The following is a 17578-nucleotide window of genomic DNA, read 5'->3' on the forward strand; positions in this document are numbered from 1 at the left end:
ACGTGCTCTGCACGGTGTTTTCCGTATCCGTTACACTCAAACAGACCGGATAACGCAAGCAGGCGGGTCACTCTGCGGTAAGCCCGTAAATCTGTGTCCGGTTTTTGCCGGATGATGTAATCCATTTTGAATTTTTACTTGTCAACAGGACAGATTTATCCCACGGTGAAGGGGGATAGGCGTATGTCAGCCATACAGGTAAGTTTCACTCCAGAATCAGGAGATGACTAATGAATGATAATATCGCGCTGAAGATGCAGCAGACCTATAACATCGCATACTGGGGCGGCAGCTATTACGGTGTGAATGACCTCGGTCATGTCACCGTCTGCCCGAATCCGGAGATGCCGCAGGCCGCCGTTGATCTGGCTGAGCTGGTTAACCGTGTGCAGAAAGAGCGGGAGCACATCCGTCTGCCTGCATTATTCTGCTTTCCGCAGATTTTGCAGCATCGTCTGCGTTCGATTAATGCCGCGTTCCGCCGTGCCCGCGAATCCTATGGTTACAAAGGTGATTATTTTCTGGTTTACCCGATTAAGGTCAACCAGCAGCGGCGCGTGATTGAAACCCTGGTCAATGCCGGGGAGCCGCTGGGACTGGAAGCCGGTTCCAAAGCAGAGCTGATGGCGGTACTGGCGCACGCCGGTATGACCCGCAGTGTGATCGTCTGCAACGGCTATAAAGACCGCGAGTATATCCGTCTTGCCCTGATGGGCGAGAAACTCGGTCACAAAGTGTATCTTGTGATTGAAAAAATGTCTGAAATCGCCGTGGTGCTTGAGGAAGCGAAAAATCTGGATGTGGTACCACGCCTGGGCGTGCGGGCGCGTCTGGCGTCTCAGGGATCCGGTAAATGGCAGGCCAGCGGCGGCGAGAAATCCAAGTTCGGTCTGGCGGCCACCCAGGTACTGCAGCTGATTGATATGCTGCGTCAGGCAGACAGCCTGGAGAGCCTGCAGCTGCTGCATTTCCACCTCGGTTCGCAGATGGCGAATATCCGCGATATCGCCACCGGTGTCCGTGAATCAGCCCGTTTCTATGTCGAACTGCATCAGCTGGGTGTCAATATTCAGTGCTTTGATGTCGGCGGCGGCCTCGGGGTGGATTATGAAGGTACCCGTTCGCAGTCTGACTGCTCTGTGAACTACGGGCTGAATGAGTATGCCAATAATGTGATCTGGGCTATCGGCGATGCCTGTGAAGAGCACGGCCTGCCGCACCCGACAGTTATTACCGAATCCGGCCGCGCCCTGACGGCGCACCATACCGTACTGGTATCCAATGTGATCGGTGTGGAGCGCAACGAGTTCTCCCCGGTGGCGGCGCCTGCCGAAGACGCACCGCGTCCGGTTGCCAGCCTGTGGGAAACCTGGGAAGAGATGCAGAGCAAGGGCAATACCCGCTCTCTGCGCGAATGGCTGCACGACAGCCAGCTCGACCTGCATGATATTCACACCCAGTACGCGCAGGGCATGCTGTCCCTGACTGAACGCGCCTGGGCAGAAGGGCTGTATCTGAATATCTGCCGCCGTATCCAGCAGGATCTCGATCCGGGTAACCGCGCACACCGTCCGATTATCGATGAACTGCAGGAACGCATGGCGGATAAATTCTATGTGAATTTCTCGCTGTTCCAGTCACTGCCGGATGCGTGGGGGATTGATCAGCTGTTCCCGGTACTGCCGATTGAAGGGCTGGATAAGCCGCTGGATCGCCGCGCGGTGCTGCTGGATATCACCTGTGACTCCGACGGTATTATCGACCACTATGTGGATGGTGACGGGGTGGCGACCACCATGCCGATGCCATCTTATGACCCGGAAAATCCGCCGATGATGGGCTTTTTCATGATTGGTGCTTACCAGGAAATCCTCGGCAATATGCATAACCTGTTCGGCGATACCGCTGCACTGGATGTGTATGTCGGCGAAAACGGTCAGGTGCGCTATCTGGAAAGTGAAGAGGGCGATTCCGTGGCGGATATGCTTCAGTATGTGAAGCTGGATCCGAAAATTCTGCTCGAACGCTTCCGTGATCAGGTGAAAATCTCTGATCTGGATGAAGAGGAGCAAAAGGCCTTTACCGAAGAGTTCGAGAGCGGCCTGTACGGTTATACCTATTTAGAAGATGAATAATACCCGGCGGGATAATACGTCCGGCTTTGTGTCAGTAAGACATTAATAAAGGAATCATTATGATTAACAGCACATTAGGTAATCAGACCGATAACTCACTGGTCTCTAATGCGTTTGGTTTTCTCCGCCTGCCGCTGAATTTCCAGCCGTACACCAGTGACGCTGACTGGGTGATCACCGGTGTTCCGTTTGATATGGCGACCTCCGGCCGTGCCGGTTCCCGTCACGGACCGGCAGCCATCCGTCAGATTTCAACCAATCTGGCCTGGGAAGGTAACCGCTGGCCGTGGACATTCGATATGCGCGAGCGCCTGAATGTGGTGGATTGCGGTGATCTGGTGTTCGCGTTCGGTGATGCACAGGACATGAGTGATAAGTTACAGGCGCACACAGAAAAAGTGCTGGCGTCCGGTAAAAAATGTCTCTCTTTCGGGGGCGATCACTTTGTGACTCTGCCGCTGCTGCGCGCGCATGCCAAACATTTCGGTAAGATGGCGCTGGTGCATTTCGATGCCCATACCGACACTTACGGCAACGGCAGCAAGTTTGACCACGGCACCATGTTCTATCACGCCCCGAATGAGGGACTGATTGACCCGGCGCATTCCGTGCAGATTGGTATCCGTACCGAGCATGAAACAGATAACGGTTTCACCGTGATCGATGCGGCGCAGGTCAATGACCGCACCGTGGATGATGTGATTGCTCAGGTGAAAGCGATTGTCGGTGATATGCCGGTTTATCTGACCTTCGATATCGACTGTCTGGACCCGGCATTTGCCCCGGGCACCGGCACACCGGTTATCGGCGGGCTGACAACAGATCGTGCGCTGAAACTGCTGCGCGGCCTTCAGCCGCTCAATATCGTCGGCATGGATCTGGTGGAAGTGGCACCGGCGTATGATCAGTCCGATATCACGGCACTGGCCGGCGCAACTATCGCACTGGAAATGCTCTATCTCCAGGCCGCGAAAAAAGGCTGAAACCGGTTTCACCACCGTTAAAACAAAAGACCCGCACTGCGGGTCTTTTTGCATTTCAGTGAAATTATTTTTTCTTCGCGTATTTCAGTGAATCCAGCGCGACGGCAAAAATAATGATGCTGCCCTTGATAATATACTGCCAGTACGGGTTGATGCCGATATAGGTCAGGCCGTAGTTTATCAGGGTAAAAATCAGCACCCCGGTCACCACACCCAGCACAGTCCCGACCCCGCCGGAGAAGGACACGCCGCCCACCACACAGGCCGCGATGGCATCCAGCTCATACATAAAGCCGAGGTTGTTGGTTGCACTGCCGATACGTCCGGCTTCCAGCAACCCGCCGAAGGCATAGAACACGCCGGATAAGGCGTAAATCATAATCAGGTTCAGGCCGACATTCACGCCGGACACTTTAGCCGCTTCCGGGTTACCGCCGATGGCAAAAATGTTTTTGCCGAAGCGGGTTTTATTCCACAGGATCCAGACAAAAAAGACGGCTATCGCGGCATAGAACGTAATATATGACAGCTTAAAATCACCGAAACGGATAAATCCCTGGGCAAATTCAGAGAATTTCGGATCAAACCCCGCTACCGGTGAAGCACCGACAGAGTCGTAATACAGGGAGTTGATACCGTAGACGATGATCATGGTACCGAGTGTGGTAATAAACGGCGTGACATTGAGATAGGCAATAATCAGGCCGTTAACCAGACCGATAACTGCTCCGACCGCACACACCAGCAGGATCACCATCGGAATAGACCAGGTTTCCATCTGCGGGAAAACTTTGTTCACGTTTTCCATGGATTGCAGCAATGTCGCCGCAATCACCGCCGCCAGCCCGACCTGGCGCCCGGCGGATAAATCCGTACCCTGGGTGACAATCAGCCCCGCGACACCCAGCGCGATAATAATCCGCACCGAGGATTGGGTGAGGATATTACTCAGGTTCATCAGGCTGAGGAATGTCGGATCCTGAATGATAATAATCGCCAGTAAGACCAGCAGAACCACATAAATCCCCCCGTCCTTCAGATAGGACAGGAAGCTTTTTTTATTTAATGCTGCGCTCATTGTTAATATCCTTAAAGGTGAAGGGAGGCGAGACGTAAAATCTCACTCTGCGAAGTGTCACGGGTGTTGACGATACCGGCGACCTCACCGTTGCTCATCACCAGAATCCGGTCTGTGATCCCCAGCAGTTCCGGCATTTCGGAGGAAACGATAATGATCCCTTTTCCTTTTTTGGCCAGTTCAGTAATCAGCTGATAAATCTCAAATTTTGCCCCGACATCAATACCCCGCGTCGGTTCATCCAGCATTAACACTTCCGGTTGTGTCAGCAGCCAGCGGCCGATAATTACCTTCTGCTGATTTCCGCCGGACAGCGAGCCTATCTGGGTGTGATGGCCGGGGGTTTTCACCCGCATGGCATCAATCACCCACTGGGTATCACTTTTCATTTTGCTGTTATCCAGCAGACCCAGTTTATTTTTATATTTGCCCATGTTTGAAATCAGCGAGTTAAAGCTGATATTTAACCAGGCATAGATTCCCGTGGCGCGGCGCTCTTCGGTGACCAGTGCGAAACCGTGATTAATGGCTTCATTCGCACTGTTGTTCTTAATGGTTTTCCCCCTCAGCGTGATGGTGCCGGAGGATTTCTCGCGGATCCCGAACAGGGTTTCGAGAATATCCGTCCGCTTGGCACCGACCAGACCGGCGATACCGAGGATTTCCCCCTGATGCAGATCGAAACTGATATCGCGGATAGACGGCTGGCGCAGAGACGTCAGGTTTCTGACTTCCAGCATGACATCTCCCGGCGTGCTCTGTTTTTCCGGGAAACGCTGGCTGAGTGTGCGCCCGACCATGGCGGCAATAATATTATCCATCGTCAGCCCTTCGAGGGGCTGTGTGGAGATCCACTGGCCGTCACGCAGAATGGTTATCTCATCACAGAGACGGAAAATTTCTTCCATTTTGTGGGAGATATAGACGATGCCGCAGCCGCGATCTTTCAGCTTGCGGATAATGGTAAACAGATGATTGACTTCTTTTTCGGTCAGGGAGGAGGTCGGCTCATCCATGATCACAATTTTTGCGTTATAGGAAAACGCCTTGGCGATTTCGATCATCTGCATTTGCGAGACGGACAGATTGCGGACTTTTTCCCGCGGATCGATATCGATATCCAGCTCATCAAAGATGGCCTGGGTGTCTTTCAGCATCTTGTTCTGATCGACAAAAAACCCTTTGGCGGGATACCGTCCCAGCCACATGTTGTCCATCACCGAGCGCTGAAGCACCAGGTTCAGCTCCTGATGCACCATGGACACGCCGTGTTCCAGTGCCTCTTTTGAGCCTTTAAAATCGATTTCCTGTCCCTGAAACAGGATGCTGCCGCTGTCTTTTTTATAAATCCCGAAAAGGCATTTTAATAATGTGGATTTACCGGCACCGTTTTCGCCCATCAGGGCATGAACGGAGTGCGGTCGTACCCGTAAATTGACATTATCGAGTGCCTTAACGCCGGGAAATGATTTATTGATATGCATCATTTCCAGCAGATATTCGCCTGAGCTGTCGGCCATACATACACCTGGCTAATGTTATCGTTCCGGACACGCCCGCAGCACGGATGCTGCGGGCGGAAAGAATCACCGCTTATTTTATAAACTGTGACAGGTTCTCTTTATCCACGCCGACATACGGCACACGGATAACATTGTTTTCAATCTTGTAGCTGGTGCCTTCCGCTGCCGGTTTGCCTTCCGCCAGGTTTTTGGTGATAGCCATGGTGGCTTTCGCCTGGTTTTCCGCGTCATTCAGCACCGTACCGGCCATTGCCCCGGATTTCACCATTGAGAGGGCTTCCGGCAGCGCATCCACACCAAAGACCGGGATATTGGTTTTGTTGTGTGCTTTCAGGGCTTCAACCGCGCCCATTGCCATCGCGTCATTGTTGGCAATGACCACTTCGATTTTGTCTGCATTCGGGCCGGAGAGCCATGCATCCATTTTATCTTTGGCCTGTGCGGTATCCCACATCGCGGTATCGAGCTGAAGCTGCTCTGTCGGGATACCTTTCTCATTCAGGGTTTTGACTGAATAGGTGGTGCGGGCTTCCGCATCCGGGTGACCCGGCTCACCTTTGATCAGCACATACTGAATTTTGCCGTCTTTGTTCAGATCCCACGCCGGGTTGGCTGCCCAGTGTTTGGCAATCAGCTCACCCTGGATAACCCCGGATTCTTTGGAGTCGGTACCGACAAACCAGGCTTTGTCGTAGCTGTCGAGGGCTTTGCGGGAAGGCTCTTTGTTGAAGAACACCACCGGAATATCATTGGATTTTGCTTTGTCGATGATCACCGGGGCGGCGGCAGGGTCAACCAGGTTGATCGCCAGTGCTTTAACGCCCTTGGCCAGTAACACATCAATCTGATCATTCTGTTTGGACTGGTCGTTTTGTGAATCATTCATCAGAAGGGTGATTTCCGGTGAATTTTTTGCATCTTTTTCAAGGGCTTTACGAACGATAGACATAAAGTTGTCATCGTATTTGTAGATGGTCACACCAATACGGGTATCAGCCTGTGCCTGTGCCGCAGCACCAAACAGCATGGCGGCGGCAACGCCTGCCAGGACAAAATGCTTCTTCATTCTCTGCCTCCGGGTCGGGGGATAGGGTACAGTTTTTATTTATGACGCCACCTGTTATTCAGAGGAAAGGCAGGGGCGGTGTTTATCATTCTTCCGGCAAATGATAATAATAATTTATAAATAAAACGGCATGCCGGTAAGAAGATGGCAGAACCTGGGACATGACGATAACGTCAGGAAACGCCCGGATCATAAAATGAGAGTTGTTATCCGTCTGTGAATAGACTCACAGATTGAAAACGTTTACATGGAGAAAGATCACCGGTAGGCAGAAGAGTGACGGATAACCAGGGTTGGCATAAACACATGCGGCTCCGGCGGCGGCAAAGTGCCGGCGGCACCCGCTAAGGCAAGTTCTGTCGCCAGCATGGCCATGGAGACCACCGGGTAGCGTACTGTGGTCAGCTTCGGAGTGGTGAAACGGGCGGCGGGAATATCATCAAAGCCGATCAGGGAAAACTGCTGCGGCACGCGGATACCGTTTTCATTCAGCACCGACATAGCGCCGGCCGCCATGGCATCGTTATAGGCAAACACAGCGGAGAGTGCCTGATTACGGCTCAGCAGCTCTATCATGGCGGCCTCACCGCCGTCAGAATCCGGCGAACCGGCGGCATACCAGGCTGCACCAGTTGTCAGTCCGGCGGCTTTCATGGCACGGGTATAACCCTGATAACGCAGGGTATTATCTTCTATCTCATGGGTGGAGCCGAGATAACCAATGCGCTGATGCCCCTGAGAGATCAGCAGACGGGTCGCCATTTCCCCGCCGGACAGGTTATCCAGCCCGACACAGCGGTGCTCAAAACCGGGAATAACGCGGTTAATAACGGTCATGCCGGGCACCTGACGGAGAAAATCACTCAGTTCCGCATCACTGAGCGCTTTGGAATGCACCACCAGTGCGTTGCAGCGCTGGCGGATCAGAACCTCTATCGCATGGCGCTCCTGTTCGGCCTGATGGTAGCCGTTGCCGATCAGCACATGCTTGCTGTGCTGCTGGGCGACTGTGTCCACCGCTTTGACCAGCGCGCCGAAAAACGGGTCGGCCACATCCATCACCACCACGCCGAGAATATCACTGCTCTGGCTGGCCAGTGCCTGTGCATTGGCGTTTGGCCGGTAATCCAGCTCAGTCACGGCGTTCATCACCAGTTCCCGGGTCTCTGAGCGGGTGGCCGCCGTATTGTTCAGCACACGGGATACCGTGGCAACGGAGACACCGGCGCGTTTTGCAACATCACGGATAGTTACGGGGTGTATAGATGTCATCAGAAATTACAGGTCAGAGGTAATGAAACATGTTGCCATCTTAACCCGGAGTGCGTGATGACCGTGTGATTCATCTCACAGCAAAAGAAAGCGTTTACATTGATTTTTTCGGATTATCCGCCTGTAACGGGAAGCTGAATCCCTTCACCAGAGTCTGTAACAGCGTTTTGGGTTACATTCACTGAAATTATTAATATATAAATGATACTGATTGTTTTGTTTCCGGCGGGTGGGTTATGCAGGACAGGGAATGTTACGGAATGAGACTCCGATGAATTTTGTTACAGCGATGTGTTGTCACATGGCAGGACAGTTGCTCATTATGTGCTTACCGGCTTGCAACCCTGGTAAAAACGCGTATGTTTTTAAATGAGTATTAATATCATAACGAAATACCTCACTCATAAGGAGCACATCATGGCACTAACGGGTAAAGTGGTTCTGGTTACCGGCGCTGCACAGGGGATTGGTCGTGGTATTGCACTGCGCTTAGCCAAAGAAGGGGCGGATATCGCGCTGGTGGATCTGAAAGAAGAAGGGCTGGCGAAAGTCAAAAAAGAAGTGGAAGCCCTGGGCCGCAAAGCGGCGGTATTCACCGCAGATATCAGTCAGCGCGATCAGGTTTTTGCGGTTGTTGATAAAGCAGAACAAGCATTGGGCGGTTTTGATGTTATCGTCAATAACGCCGGTATTGCACAGGTTAAAGCCATTGAAGATGTGCTGCCGGAGGATATGGATCGTATTTTCCGCATTAACGTCGATGGCACGATGTGGGGAATTCAGGCCGCTGCGGCCAAATTCAAAGCACGCGGACAGAAAGGGAAAATCATTAACGCCTCATCCATTGCCGGGCATGATGGTTTTGCCTTACTCGGCGTCTATTCCGCCACTAAATTTGCGGTCCGTGCACTGACACAGGCGGCGGCCAAAGAATTTGCCAGCAGCGGGATCACCGTGAATGCTTACTGTCCGGGGATTGTCGGCACGGATATGTGGGTGGAAATTGATGAACGTTTCTCTGAAATCACCGGTGCGCCAAAAGGGGAAACCTACAAAAAATATGTCGATGGTATCGCGCTGGGCCGCGCTCAGACTCCGGATGACGTGGCGGCACTGGTTGCCTTCCTGGCAAGCGACGACTCGGATTACATCACCGGCCAGGCGATTCTGACCGACGGCGGGATTGTTTACCGCTAAATTACTGCGTTGATATTCACAGACATCCGCCGCATGCTGAATGCGGCGGATTTTTTTTTGTATACTGATCCGCAGGATAACGCTGCGGGTGACAGGCATGAAATACGATCTGAATGACCTCTATTATTTTGTGAAAGTGGTGGAATACGGCGGATTTTCCCCGGCGGGCGAGGCGCTGGGTATTCCGAAATCCAGGCTCAGTCGCCGTATCGCTGATCTGGAACAGAAACTGAATATTTCACTGATCTACCGCTCCACCCGGCAGTTTCATGTTACTGAGATCGGACAAACCTTCTACCAGCAATGCAAAAATGTGATTGATGAGGCGGAGATCGCCGAAGAGATTATCTGCTCGGTACAGGGACATCCGCGCGGCAGCGTGAAGTTTTCCTGTCCGGTCGCGCTGTTACAGGCCTATCTTCAGGATCTGCTGACAGATTTTATGGTGAAATACCCCGATATTGATGTGCAGATCCTGGCAGTTAACCGTCCGGTGGATGTGATCAGCGAAGGGTTTGATCTCGCACTGCGGGTGCGCTCCCTCCCGCTGGATGATTCCGGGCTGACCATGAAAGTGCTGGGCTATTCGCGGCGTATCCTGGTTGCTTCACCGCTGTTATTTACCGGAAAAGCGGCACCTCAGCATCCGGACGAACTGACAGAATTCCCGATCCTCGCCAACAGCGAACAAAAACAAAACTACACGCTGACACTGACCGGCGAAGACGGCAGCAGCATCACCAAACACCTCACAGCACGCCTCGCCACCACTGATGTCATGACACTGCACCGCGCGGCATGCAAAGGGCTGGGCATTGCCCGTCTGCCGGAAGGTGTGGTTCTCAATGATTTGACTGCCGGACGGCTTGTCCGTGTTCTGCCGGGCTGGCAGTTCCCGCAGGATGTGATCCACGCGGTTTTCCCGTCCCGCAAAGGGCTGTTACCCGCCGTGCAGGCACTGCTGAATTATCTGGCGGAACGTGTGCCGCAGACGGCGGCGTTTTCGGGGACGGGGGAATAGTGAGGCAAATAATCATTCTATTCGCCTCAGTTAGTGAGTAGAATAGCGATGTTATTCTACTCATCGGAGGCAGTATGTGGATATGGGAGCATCATAGCTGGCCCGGATTTACGTATGATTTACCGCAGTTATTGCCGCTGCTGCGGGAGGCTGCTTTTCTTCAGGGTGATTTATACGGCAGTAATAAAGCGCTTGAGCTTGCTGAAGATAAGACACTGGATACGATTCTGGCAAATATTATCTACTCAAGTGATATTGAGGGGGAAAAACCGGATGCCCGTTCTGTCAGATCATCACTGGCTAATCACCTTGGTATTTCTGAGGAGGTCTCTTATCCGGCGGACAAACGTACGGAAGGTCTGGTGGAGTCAGCGCTGGATGCAATCAATAATCCCGGTGAACCGCTTTCTGCGGCTCGCCTTCTGAAATGGCATACCTGGTTATTCCCCGAAAATGACACCCTTTTTAACCGGACAACCGGCGGGTGTTTCCGTTCCGGGGCTGTTCAGGTGGTATCCGGCAGGCTGGATAAACCGGTCATTCATTTTGAGGCCCCTCCGGCGGAACGGGTGGAGTCAGAAATAAACGCATTTATCGCCTGGTTTAATGAAAGCAGAGATAACGCCGGTATTGACCCCGTTTTACGGGCAGGCATTGCCCATTTGTGGTTTCTGACTATTCATCCTTTTGAAGACGGGAATGGCCGGATTGGGCGTCTTATTATGGATCTGGCACTGGCTCAGGCAGAAAACAGCACTGTGCGGTTGTATGCAATGTCACAGACCATCAATGAGCACCGCAAAGAATATTATAATGTGCTGGAGCAGACACAACGGCAGGGAACGGACATTACGCCGTGGCTGGAGTGGTTTGTGAAAATGCTGGTTGTGTCTGTCGGCGCAACGCTGGCGCAAATCAGGCGGACACTGGAAAAAAACAGATACTGGCACCGGTTTGATCAGAACCGGCTGAAACCTGGGCAGGCTAAAGTACTGAACCGGATGCTGGACGGTGATTTTGCTGACGGTATTAATAACCGGCAGTATATGTCAGTAGCAAAAGTCAGCCGCGCCAGTGCAACACGGCATCTGGCTGACTTGGTTGAGTCCGGTTATCTGACGGAAAGTGAAAGTGGCGGGCGCAGCAGCCGCTATTGTCTGAATAAGGGATAATAAGAGAATGAGGCAAATAACCACGCTATTCGCCTCATTTTGTGAGGCAAATAGCGGTCGTATTTGCCTCATCGGTCTTACTCAGCGGGGATATGTCCGAAACGGCCGCTGTTGAAATCCTCAATGGCTTCGCGGATTTCCTGCTCGCTGTTCATCACAAACGGGCCGTAACCGACAACCGGCTCATCAATCGGCTCGCCGCTGAGGAACAGGACAACCGCATCTTCGGTGGCTTCCAGCAGAATTGTGCTGTCAGTGCCGTCCAGGATCATCAGCTCGCCGGTGTGCAGTGGTGCGCGGCTGTCGACATAAATACTGCCGTGCAGAACGATCAGTCCGGCGTTGCGGCTGGCTTTTGCCGCCAGTCCGGTGACTTTTCCGGCTTTCAGGCGCAGATCCCACACATCCATTTCCGTGAAGGTCCGGGCCGGACCGCGTGCTCCGGCATATTCTCCGGCGATCACCCGTAATGTCCCGGCGTCATTCGGCAGTGCCACTGCCGGAATGGCGTTATTTTCCAGTAACTGATAACCCGGTGCGGCGGATTTTGCGGAAGCAGGCAGATTCACCCACAACTGCACCATATCCAGCGTGCCGTCTTCCCGCATAAAGCGGTCAGAATGGTATTCCTGATGCAGAATACCGGATGCCGCAGTCATCCACTGCACATCCCCTTTACCGATCACACCGCCCTGACCGGTGGAATCGTGGTGAGCCACCTCGCCGTCATAGACGATGGTCACGGTTTCAAAGCCGCGGTGCGGGTGCTCACCAACTCCCCGGTTGGCGCCTTCTGATGGCGGGAAATCCGCAGGACCGGCACGGTCGAGCAGAATAAACGGGTTCAGATGTTTGCCGTGATTGCTGTAGGAAAACATCTGGCTGACCGGAAATCCGTCGCCGACCCAATGGCCTTTCGGTGCGCGGTAGGTGCCGATAATGTTTCTCATGATGTCTCTCCTGATAATTATGTATAAACAGATAATAAGGGCGCGAACTATCAGGGAGTAGTCATGAAAACGGGTTTCACTGTTGCAGAAACAGAACAGTCAGCCCCGGGTTATCCGGTGTGTAATGATTCCCGGCACCACTGAGCCAGCCGGGCGATCGCATCCTCCACGTCCTTATCACAGCCGAACCCGGCGTTGAGCCGGAAGCAGCGGTCGTAGCGGCTGTCGGTGGCAAAGATATGTCCCGGCGCGATGCCGATCCCCTCCGCGCGGGCATTGAGAAACAGTTCCCGCACATTCAGGCTGCCTTCCGGCATGGTGACCCACAGAACATAGCCGCCTTCCGGTTCGGTCACGGTGGTACCCGGCGGAAATTTCCGCAGCACAACCCGGCGGATGTTTTGTACCTGTGCCGCCAGTTCACGGCGCAGGCGGCGCAGATGAGCATCATAGCCGCCGTTACTCAGCAGTTCGCTGATGGCCGCCTGCGGCAGGACCTGAGAGCCCATCGAGGAGGTGTATTTGAGGGAGGTGATTTTGCGCATGTAATGCTGACTGTGAACCCAGCCGATACGCACGCCGGGTGCGATGGTTTTGGAAAATCCGCTGCACAGAATGACATTGTGACTGAATGCCCGCATCGGGAACGGGCGCTGCCCGCCGAATGCGGCATCACCGAAAGTATCATCCTCAATAATGATCACACCGTTTTCATCCGCCTGACGGGTTATCTCCGCTTTGACTTCATCCGGAATCGTTTTGCCCAGCGGATTATTGACGTTGGCGAGTGTCACAAAAGCTTTTACCGCTTTGCGGCGGAACAGGGCGGTGAGTTTATCGCAATCGACATAACCGTTTTCACAGGCATCCACTTCGGTCAGCCGCAGATTGAGATTACGCAGCATCTGCAGCAGTACAAAGTAACAGGGGGATTCCACTGCCACCGCATCCCCGGGGCTGAGCGTGGCGCGCAGTGCCAGTGATAAGGCTTCAATACAGCCGTTGGTGATAAGCAGGGTTTCCGGTGTGATATGGCAACCGTAACTGACTGCGCGGCGGGCGATTTCCTCTTTCAGCGGTGCATAGCCGGTGCCTTTGACCGAATCCCCCAGCAGGAACGGCTTGCTGTAACTGAGCTGACGCATGATAAGACTCAGTTTTCTGACCGGATAGAGTTCCCGCCGCCCGTTAGCCAGATCGAGCCGGACACGGCACTCTTCGCCGACCATCGACATATGCAGTTCCGTCTGTTCATCCAGCGGGGCAAAATCGGCGGTGTGTGTCTCTGTACTGCGGTTTTCCGCAGCGGCAGGCTGAACCGGGGCGACAAAAAAGCCGGATTTCGGCCGCGCCACGGCAACATGCTCATCTTCCAGCGTGCGCAGCACTTTCAGGGCGGTGGTCAGGCTGACATTGTACTGTGCGGCCAGAACACGGACGGACGGCAGACGGCTGTCCGGCGGTAAAACGCCCTCGCGGACAGCCTGTTTTATCTGATCGGCCATCTGCCGGTAGCGCGGAAGCTGTACCATCTGTTCTGCCTCATTCTTACGGGTTCTGTGTGTTTCTGTAAGAGTACGTTGAGAGTAAATTATGACGCAAGGGTTTCTCCGGCTGACTGTGAGGTTTATATGACAACATTTGACAAAATTACCCGTTTACTGGATTCACGGGCGGTTTCCTTTGAGGTGATCGAACATCCGGCGGAAGGCCGTTCTGATGCGATAAGTAAAATCAGGGGAAATAAACTGAGCCAGGCGGCGAAAGCGATGGTGTTACAGGTTACCGGCAGCACACCGGACATCCGCTATGTGCTGGCGATTGTGCCGGGCGACTGCAAAGTCAATTTTAAAAATGCCGCGAAACTGGCGGGCGGGAAGAAAGCCTCATTTGCCGCACCGGAAACAGCACAGGCGCTGACCGGCTGCCCGATGGGTGCGGTCCCGCCGTTCAGCTTTAATGACGAACTGACGCTCTATGTTGATAAGCGTCTGACCGGTGCCGGACGGGTATTTTTTAATGCCGGTGAACTGGTGAGATCGGTGTCTCTGGCAGCGGATGACTATTTCAGTGTGATCGGTCATGATCGCATTGCGGATATTGCGGTACCTCCCGCCGCAGAATAACAATGATAACGGAGAATAACGATGGAATATTGTGTTGCTGAACTGACGGATATGGATCAGGTAAAAGCCTTATTAAAACGTTATCATCTGACCACCATCAGTGATGAAGACAAGCCGGACGGTTTTGTCACCACACAGATGAGTGATGAACAGATGACGGATCTGATTGAAAACGAGCAGGGATTATTTGTCGCCAAACAGGACGGAAAGGTGGTGGCGTTTGTGATGGCGGCATCCTGGCAGTACTGGTCACCGTGGCCGCTGTTTGCCCATATGATTGATAAACTGGGTGATTATGAGTTTGCCGGTCAGACGCTGACCACAGAGAACTCGTATCAGTACGGCCCGGTCTGTATTGATGCATCACTGCGCGGGCAGGGCGTGCTGGAAGGACTGTTTGCTTTTGCACTGGAAAAAATGTCGCAGCGGTTTGATATCCTGGTGACCTTTATCAACAAGGTGAACCCGCGCTCTTATGCCGCGCACACCCGTAAGCTCGGGCTGACGGTGCTGGATGAGTTCGGATTCAATAATAACCATTATTACTGGCTGGTCTGCGAAACCCGCTGAATAATCCGGAAAAATAAGAAACCCGCCGCAGCCGCTGAATAATCAGAGCTGCGGCGGGCTTTTCAGAAATGATTATACTAATTCTTTCACGTCGAAGTTAACTTCACCGCTTAAATCAGCATCATAATCAACGCCATCGAGACCAAAGCCGAATAAACGGAGGAACTCCGCTTTATAGCCCTGATAGTCGGTTAAATCGTTGATATTATCATCTGTCAGCTGCTGCCAGATTTCACGGCAGGTGTTCTGCACATCATCGCGTAATTCCCAGTCATCCAGGCGCAGACGCTGTTTTTCATCGGTTTCCGGCGCAGAACCGTTAAACAGTTTAGTAGCAAATAAGCGCTGAGTCTGTTCAATACAACCTTCGTGAATGCCTTTCTCTTTCATGATCTTAAACACGATAGAGATATATAACGGCATAACAGGAATAGCGGAAGAGGCCTGAGTCACGACAGATTTCAGAACGGCAACATACGCCGCGCCGCCTTTGGCCTGCAGTTTCTGATTAATCGCTGCTGCTGCGCGATCCAAATCTTCTTTTGCTTTGCCCAGCGTACCGTGCCAGTAAATCGGCCATGTTAAATCGGTACCGATATAGGAGTAGGCAACAGACTGTGCATTATCCGCCAGAACACCGGCTTCCTCTAATGCATTCATCCACAGTTCCCAGTCCTGGCCGCCCATGACTTTAACGGTGTCTGCGATTTCCTGCTCATTGGCCGGTTCAACAACGGCTTCGATCAGCACGTCTTTGTTGGTATCGAGCGCGACAGATTTGTACGGTTCGCCGATAGGTTTCAGGGCGGAACGGACAATTTCACCGGTTTCCGGCATTTTGCGGACCGGAGATGCCAGAGAATAAACAACCAGATCGATCTGATCCAGATCCTGTTTAATTAAATCAATAACGTTCTGACGGCATTCATCAGAGAAGGCATCACCGTTAATGCTTTTTGCATACAGGCCTTCTTCTTTGGCGGCTTTATCAAAAGCGGCTGCGTTGTACCAGCCGGCAGAACCGGTTTTGTTTTCACTGCCCGGCTTTTCAAAAAATACACCGATAGTCGCTGCACCGCTGCCGAAAGCGGCATTGATACGGGAAGCCAGACCGTAACCGGTGGATGCACCAATCACCAGAACCTTTTTAGGCCCGTTTTTCAGTTCGCCGCAGGATTTCACACGGGCGATTTGCTCACGAACATGGGCTTCACAGCCCGCCGGGTGAGCGGTAGTGCAGATAAAACCACGAATTTTAGGTTTGATAATCATAGTTATTTTTTCTTGGTAGCCAACAATCAGGGGGTAATATACCTGATCTTCTCAGTTTACTTAAGACAATGCAGCGATAAACCCGCAGAGCAGACCAGTTAATTCCCGCTTTGTTATCCGGAATGCGGTGTATTTTATTATTGTGACGGACTGATCCATTTTCTGCCGGATAGCCTCCGGTATTTCCGCTATGATAGCCGTCATCATAACGGACAACCCGTCAGCGGAGTTACTGTGGCATTTGACATTTTCCGGAATATCCTGCATTACGGCTGCCATTTTCTGGTGCCGGTTCTGTTTGCCCGGCTGTTCTGGCGGCAGCACTGGAAAGCGGCGGCGATGATTATGATTGCCACTATGGTGATGGATGCGGATCACCTGCTGGCAGATCCTGTCTTTGACCCGGACAGATGCAGTGTCGGTTTTCATCCGCTGCATACTGTGTGGGCGGCGATTGTGTATCTTATTCTGCTGCTGATCCCGTCATGGAAAGTACGGGCGGTGGCGGTCGGCTGCCTGTTCCATCTGTTTACCGACGGGATGGATTGTTACATGGGTAGTCTGAAGTAGGGCACGGAATATGCGGCGGTGCAGGCATTAAAAAACCCGCCGGGGGCGGGTTTTTGTGCGGCTGAGATCATCAGAACGGATTTTTCAGTGCAGGGACCGGGACTTCCGCTCCCGGTAAACTGACTGCCGGGGCTTTGATATCAAGCGTTGGCGCGGAGGTTCCCGGAGCGGAGATGCCCACTTCCGGGGCCGTGATTGACGGTGCGTCAACATCCACAGACGGCATGGCGGATTCCGCCGCTGACGTGACCTCTTTCTTCACGGATGACATCCGGCTGTTTTCAGCCTGCGGGCGTGCCGGAGGCACTTTCCCGTTACGATCAGAGGAAACCGGTGTGCTTTGTTGTCCCTGCGGGGCGGTTTGTCCGCTCTGTCCCCCGGCGACCGGTTGTGCATCCGGCCTGCGCATCTGACCGTTATCCGGCCTGAACTGTTCCGCACCGGTCTCTTTATTCACCATTGTGCCGTCAGACGGTGCACCGGAAACCATCCCCGGGTCACTGTGCGGCTGCCGTTGCGCGACACTTTCGCGGCTCAGCAGGTACGGCTTACAGTGCCTTAATCTATTAGTGTTATCCGAAGCGTGACAGGGATAGAAATAAAAAGCCCGGCGAAGGTGCGCCGGGCAGGAATATGAACATAA

The 17578-nt window shown here is 53.0% G+C and carries 15 protein-coding genes and 1 pseudogene; 8 read left to right on the plus strand and 8 right to left on the minus strand.

Features of this window, described 5'->3' with window-relative positions:
* The first annotated feature begins 230 nt into the window (after positions 1-230).
* Both speA and speB read left to right on the plus strand, forming a co-directional pair.
* A complete protein-coding gene (gene speA, locus JL661_RS04350) occupies positions 231-2135 on the plus strand; it encodes a biosynthetic arginine decarboxylase (protein WP_004237771.1) in 1905 nt (634 codons plus the stop codon).
* A 59-nt stretch (positions 2136-2194) separates the two neighbouring features.
* On the plus strand, positions 2195-3118 hold the full coding sequence (gene speB / locus JL661_RS04355; RefSeq protein ID WP_004237772.1) for an agmatinase: 924 nt from the start codon (positions 2195-2197) through the stop codon (positions 3116-3118).
* Positions 3119-3182: 64 nt separating this feature from the next.
* Here the strand turns inward: speB and mglC are convergent, their stop codons facing one another.
* From mglC to galS, 4 genes are all read right to left on the minus strand, one after another.
* Complete coding sequence (gene mglC, locus JL661_RS04360; protein WP_004237773.1) at positions 3183-4196, minus strand: galactose/methyl galactoside ABC transporter permease MglC; 1014 nt, start codon at positions 4194-4196, stop codon at positions 3183-3185.
* 11 nt (positions 4197-4207) lie between these two features.
* Positions 4208-5716, minus strand: coding sequence for a galactose/methyl galactoside ABC transporter ATP-binding protein MglA (gene mglA / locus JL661_RS04365; protein WP_004237775.1), 1509 nt, complete (start codon positions 5714-5716; stop codon positions 4208-4210).
* Between the two features lie 73 nt (positions 5717-5789).
* Complete coding sequence (gene mglB / locus JL661_RS04370) at positions 5790-6785, minus strand: galactose/glucose ABC transporter substrate-binding protein MglB (RefSeq protein WP_024474827.1); 996 nt, start codon at positions 6783-6785, stop codon at positions 5790-5792.
* Between the two features lie 258 nt (positions 6786-7043).
* Positions 7044-8057 (minus strand): HTH-type transcriptional regulator GalS, encoded by a 1014-nt coding sequence (gene galS / locus JL661_RS04375; RefSeq protein WP_004237778.1) that lies wholly within the window; start codon positions 8055-8057, stop codon positions 7044-7046.
* Positions 8058-8474: 417 nt separating this feature from the next.
* On the opposite strand from galS, the gene JL661_RS04380 reads away from it, so the two are divergent.
* The 3 genes from JL661_RS04380 to JL661_RS04390 all read left to right on the plus strand — a co-directional run bounded on the left by JL661_RS04380 (position 8475) and on the right by JL661_RS04390 (position 11447).
* Entirely contained in the window at positions 8475-9254 is a 780-nt protein-coding gene (locus tag JL661_RS04380) for an acetoin reductase (protein ID WP_004237779.1), read from the plus strand.
* A 97-nt stretch (positions 9255-9351) separates the two neighbouring features.
* On the plus strand, positions 9352-10275 hold the full coding sequence (locus JL661_RS04385) for a LysR substrate-binding domain-containing protein (protein WP_032098324.1): 924 nt from the start codon (positions 9352-9354) through the stop codon (positions 10273-10275).
* Between the two features lie 74 nt (positions 10276-10349).
* Positions 10350-11447, plus strand: coding sequence for a Fic family protein (locus JL661_RS04390; protein ID WP_062772709.1), 1098 nt, complete (start codon positions 10350-10352; stop codon positions 11445-11447).
* A 77-nt stretch (positions 11448-11524) separates the two neighbouring features.
* On the opposite strand, the gene JL661_RS04395 is transcribed toward JL661_RS04390, so the two are convergent.
* Positions 11525-12397, minus strand: a complete 873-nt coding sequence (locus JL661_RS04395) for a pirin family protein (RefSeq protein WP_062772712.1) — start codon at positions 12395-12397, stop codon at positions 11525-11527.
* Between the two features lie 110 nt (positions 12398-12507).
* Positions 12508-13929: an aminotransferase-like domain-containing protein gene (locus JL661_RS04400; protein WP_062772715.1), complete on the minus strand. Its 1422-nt coding sequence runs from the start codon at positions 13927-13929 to the stop codon at positions 12508-12510.
* Between the two features lie 99 nt (positions 13930-14028).
* On the opposite strand from JL661_RS04400, the gene JL661_RS04405 reads away from it, so the two are divergent.
* Entirely contained in the window at positions 14029-14523 is a 495-nt protein-coding gene (locus tag JL661_RS04405) for a YbaK/EbsC family protein (RefSeq protein ID WP_004237785.1), read from the plus strand.
* A 21-nt stretch (positions 14524-14544) separates the two neighbouring features.
* Positions 14545-15093, plus strand: a complete 549-nt coding sequence (locus tag JL661_RS04410; RefSeq protein WP_004237786.1) for a GNAT family N-acetyltransferase — start codon at positions 14545-14547, stop codon at positions 15091-15093.
* A gap of 72 nt (positions 15094-15165) precedes the next feature.
* Here JL661_RS04410 and fabV read toward each other — a convergent pair whose 3' ends face one another.
* Entirely contained in the window at positions 15166-16365 is a 1200-nt protein-coding gene (gene fabV, locus JL661_RS04415) for an enoyl-ACP reductase FabV (RefSeq protein ID WP_062772718.1), read from the minus strand.
* 234 nt (positions 16366-16599) lie between these two features.
* Between fabV and JL661_RS04420 the strand changes: the two are divergent.
* Positions 16600-16932 (plus strand): annotated as a pseudogene (locus JL661_RS04420) (DUF6122 family protein); the annotation flags it as partial.
* Between the two features lie 73 nt (positions 16933-17005).
* Here the strand turns inward: JL661_RS04420 and JL661_RS04425 are convergent.
* A complete protein-coding gene (locus tag JL661_RS04425) occupies positions 17006-17425 on the minus strand; it encodes a RodZ family helix-turn-helix domain-containing protein (RefSeq protein WP_046024162.1) in 420 nt (139 codons plus the stop codon).
* Positions 17426-17578: the final 153 nt, after the last annotated feature.

The sequence above is a fragment of the Morganella morganii genome, assembly GCF_019243775.1.
In the GTDB taxonomy this organism is placed as follows: domain Bacteria; phylum Pseudomonadota; class Gammaproteobacteria; order Enterobacterales; family Enterobacteriaceae; genus Morganella; species Morganella morganii.

What these genes read in the sequence shown, in the direction of transcription:
- speB (WP_004237772.1), top strand. Translation starts at nt 2,195, where the DNA reads ATGATTAACAGCACATTAGGTAATCAGACCGATAACTCACTGGTCTCT.
- speA (WP_004237771.1), top strand. Translation starts at nt 231, where the DNA reads ATGAATGATAATATCGCGCTGAAGATGCAGCAGACCTATAACATCGCA.
- JL661_RS04380 (WP_004237779.1), top strand. Translation starts at nt 8,475, where the DNA reads ATGGCACTAACGGGTAAAGTGGTTCTGGTTACCGGCGCTGCACAGGGG.
- JL661_RS04385 (WP_032098324.1), top strand. Translation starts at nt 9,352, where the DNA reads ATGAAATACGATCTGAATGACCTCTATTATTTTGTGAAAGTGGTGGAA.
- JL661_RS04395 (WP_062772712.1), bottom strand. Translation starts at nt 12,397, where the DNA reads ATGAGAAACATTATCGGCACCTACCGCGCACCGAAAGGCCATTGGGTC.
- JL661_RS04400 (WP_062772715.1), bottom strand. Translation starts at nt 13,929, where the DNA reads ATGGTACAGCTTCCGCGCTACCGGCAGATGGCCGATCAGATAAAACAG.
- mglA (WP_004237775.1), bottom strand. Translation starts at nt 5,716, where the DNA reads ATGGCCGACAGCTCAGGCGAATATCTGCTGGAAATGATGCATATCAAT.
- JL661_RS04410 (WP_004237786.1), top strand. Translation starts at nt 14,545, where the DNA reads ATGGAATATTGTGTTGCTGAACTGACGGATATGGATCAGGTAAAAGCC.
- mglC (WP_004237773.1), bottom strand. Translation starts at nt 4,196, where the DNA reads ATGAGCGCAGCATTAAATAAAAAAAGCTTCCTGTCCTATCTGAAGGAC.
- JL661_RS04390 (WP_062772709.1), top strand. Translation starts at nt 10,350, where the DNA reads ATGTGGATATGGGAGCATCATAGCTGGCCCGGATTTACGTATGATTTA.
- JL661_RS04425 (WP_046024162.1), bottom strand. Translation starts at nt 17,425, where the DNA reads ATGGTTTCCGGTGCACCGTCTGACGGCACAATGGTGAATAAAGAGACC.
- mglB (WP_024474827.1), bottom strand. Translation starts at nt 6,785, where the DNA reads ATGAAGAAGCATTTTGTCCTGGCAGGCGTTGCCGCCGCCATGCTGTTT.
- fabV (WP_062772718.1), bottom strand. Translation starts at nt 16,365, where the DNA reads ATGATTATCAAACCTAAAATTCGTGGTTTTATCTGCACTACCGCTCAC.
- galS (WP_004237778.1), bottom strand. Translation starts at nt 8,057, where the DNA reads ATGACATCTATACACCCCGTAACTATCCGTGATGTTGCAAAACGCGCC.
- JL661_RS04405 (WP_004237785.1), top strand. Translation starts at nt 14,029, where the DNA reads ATGACAACATTTGACAAAATTACCCGTTTACTGGATTCACGGGCGGTT.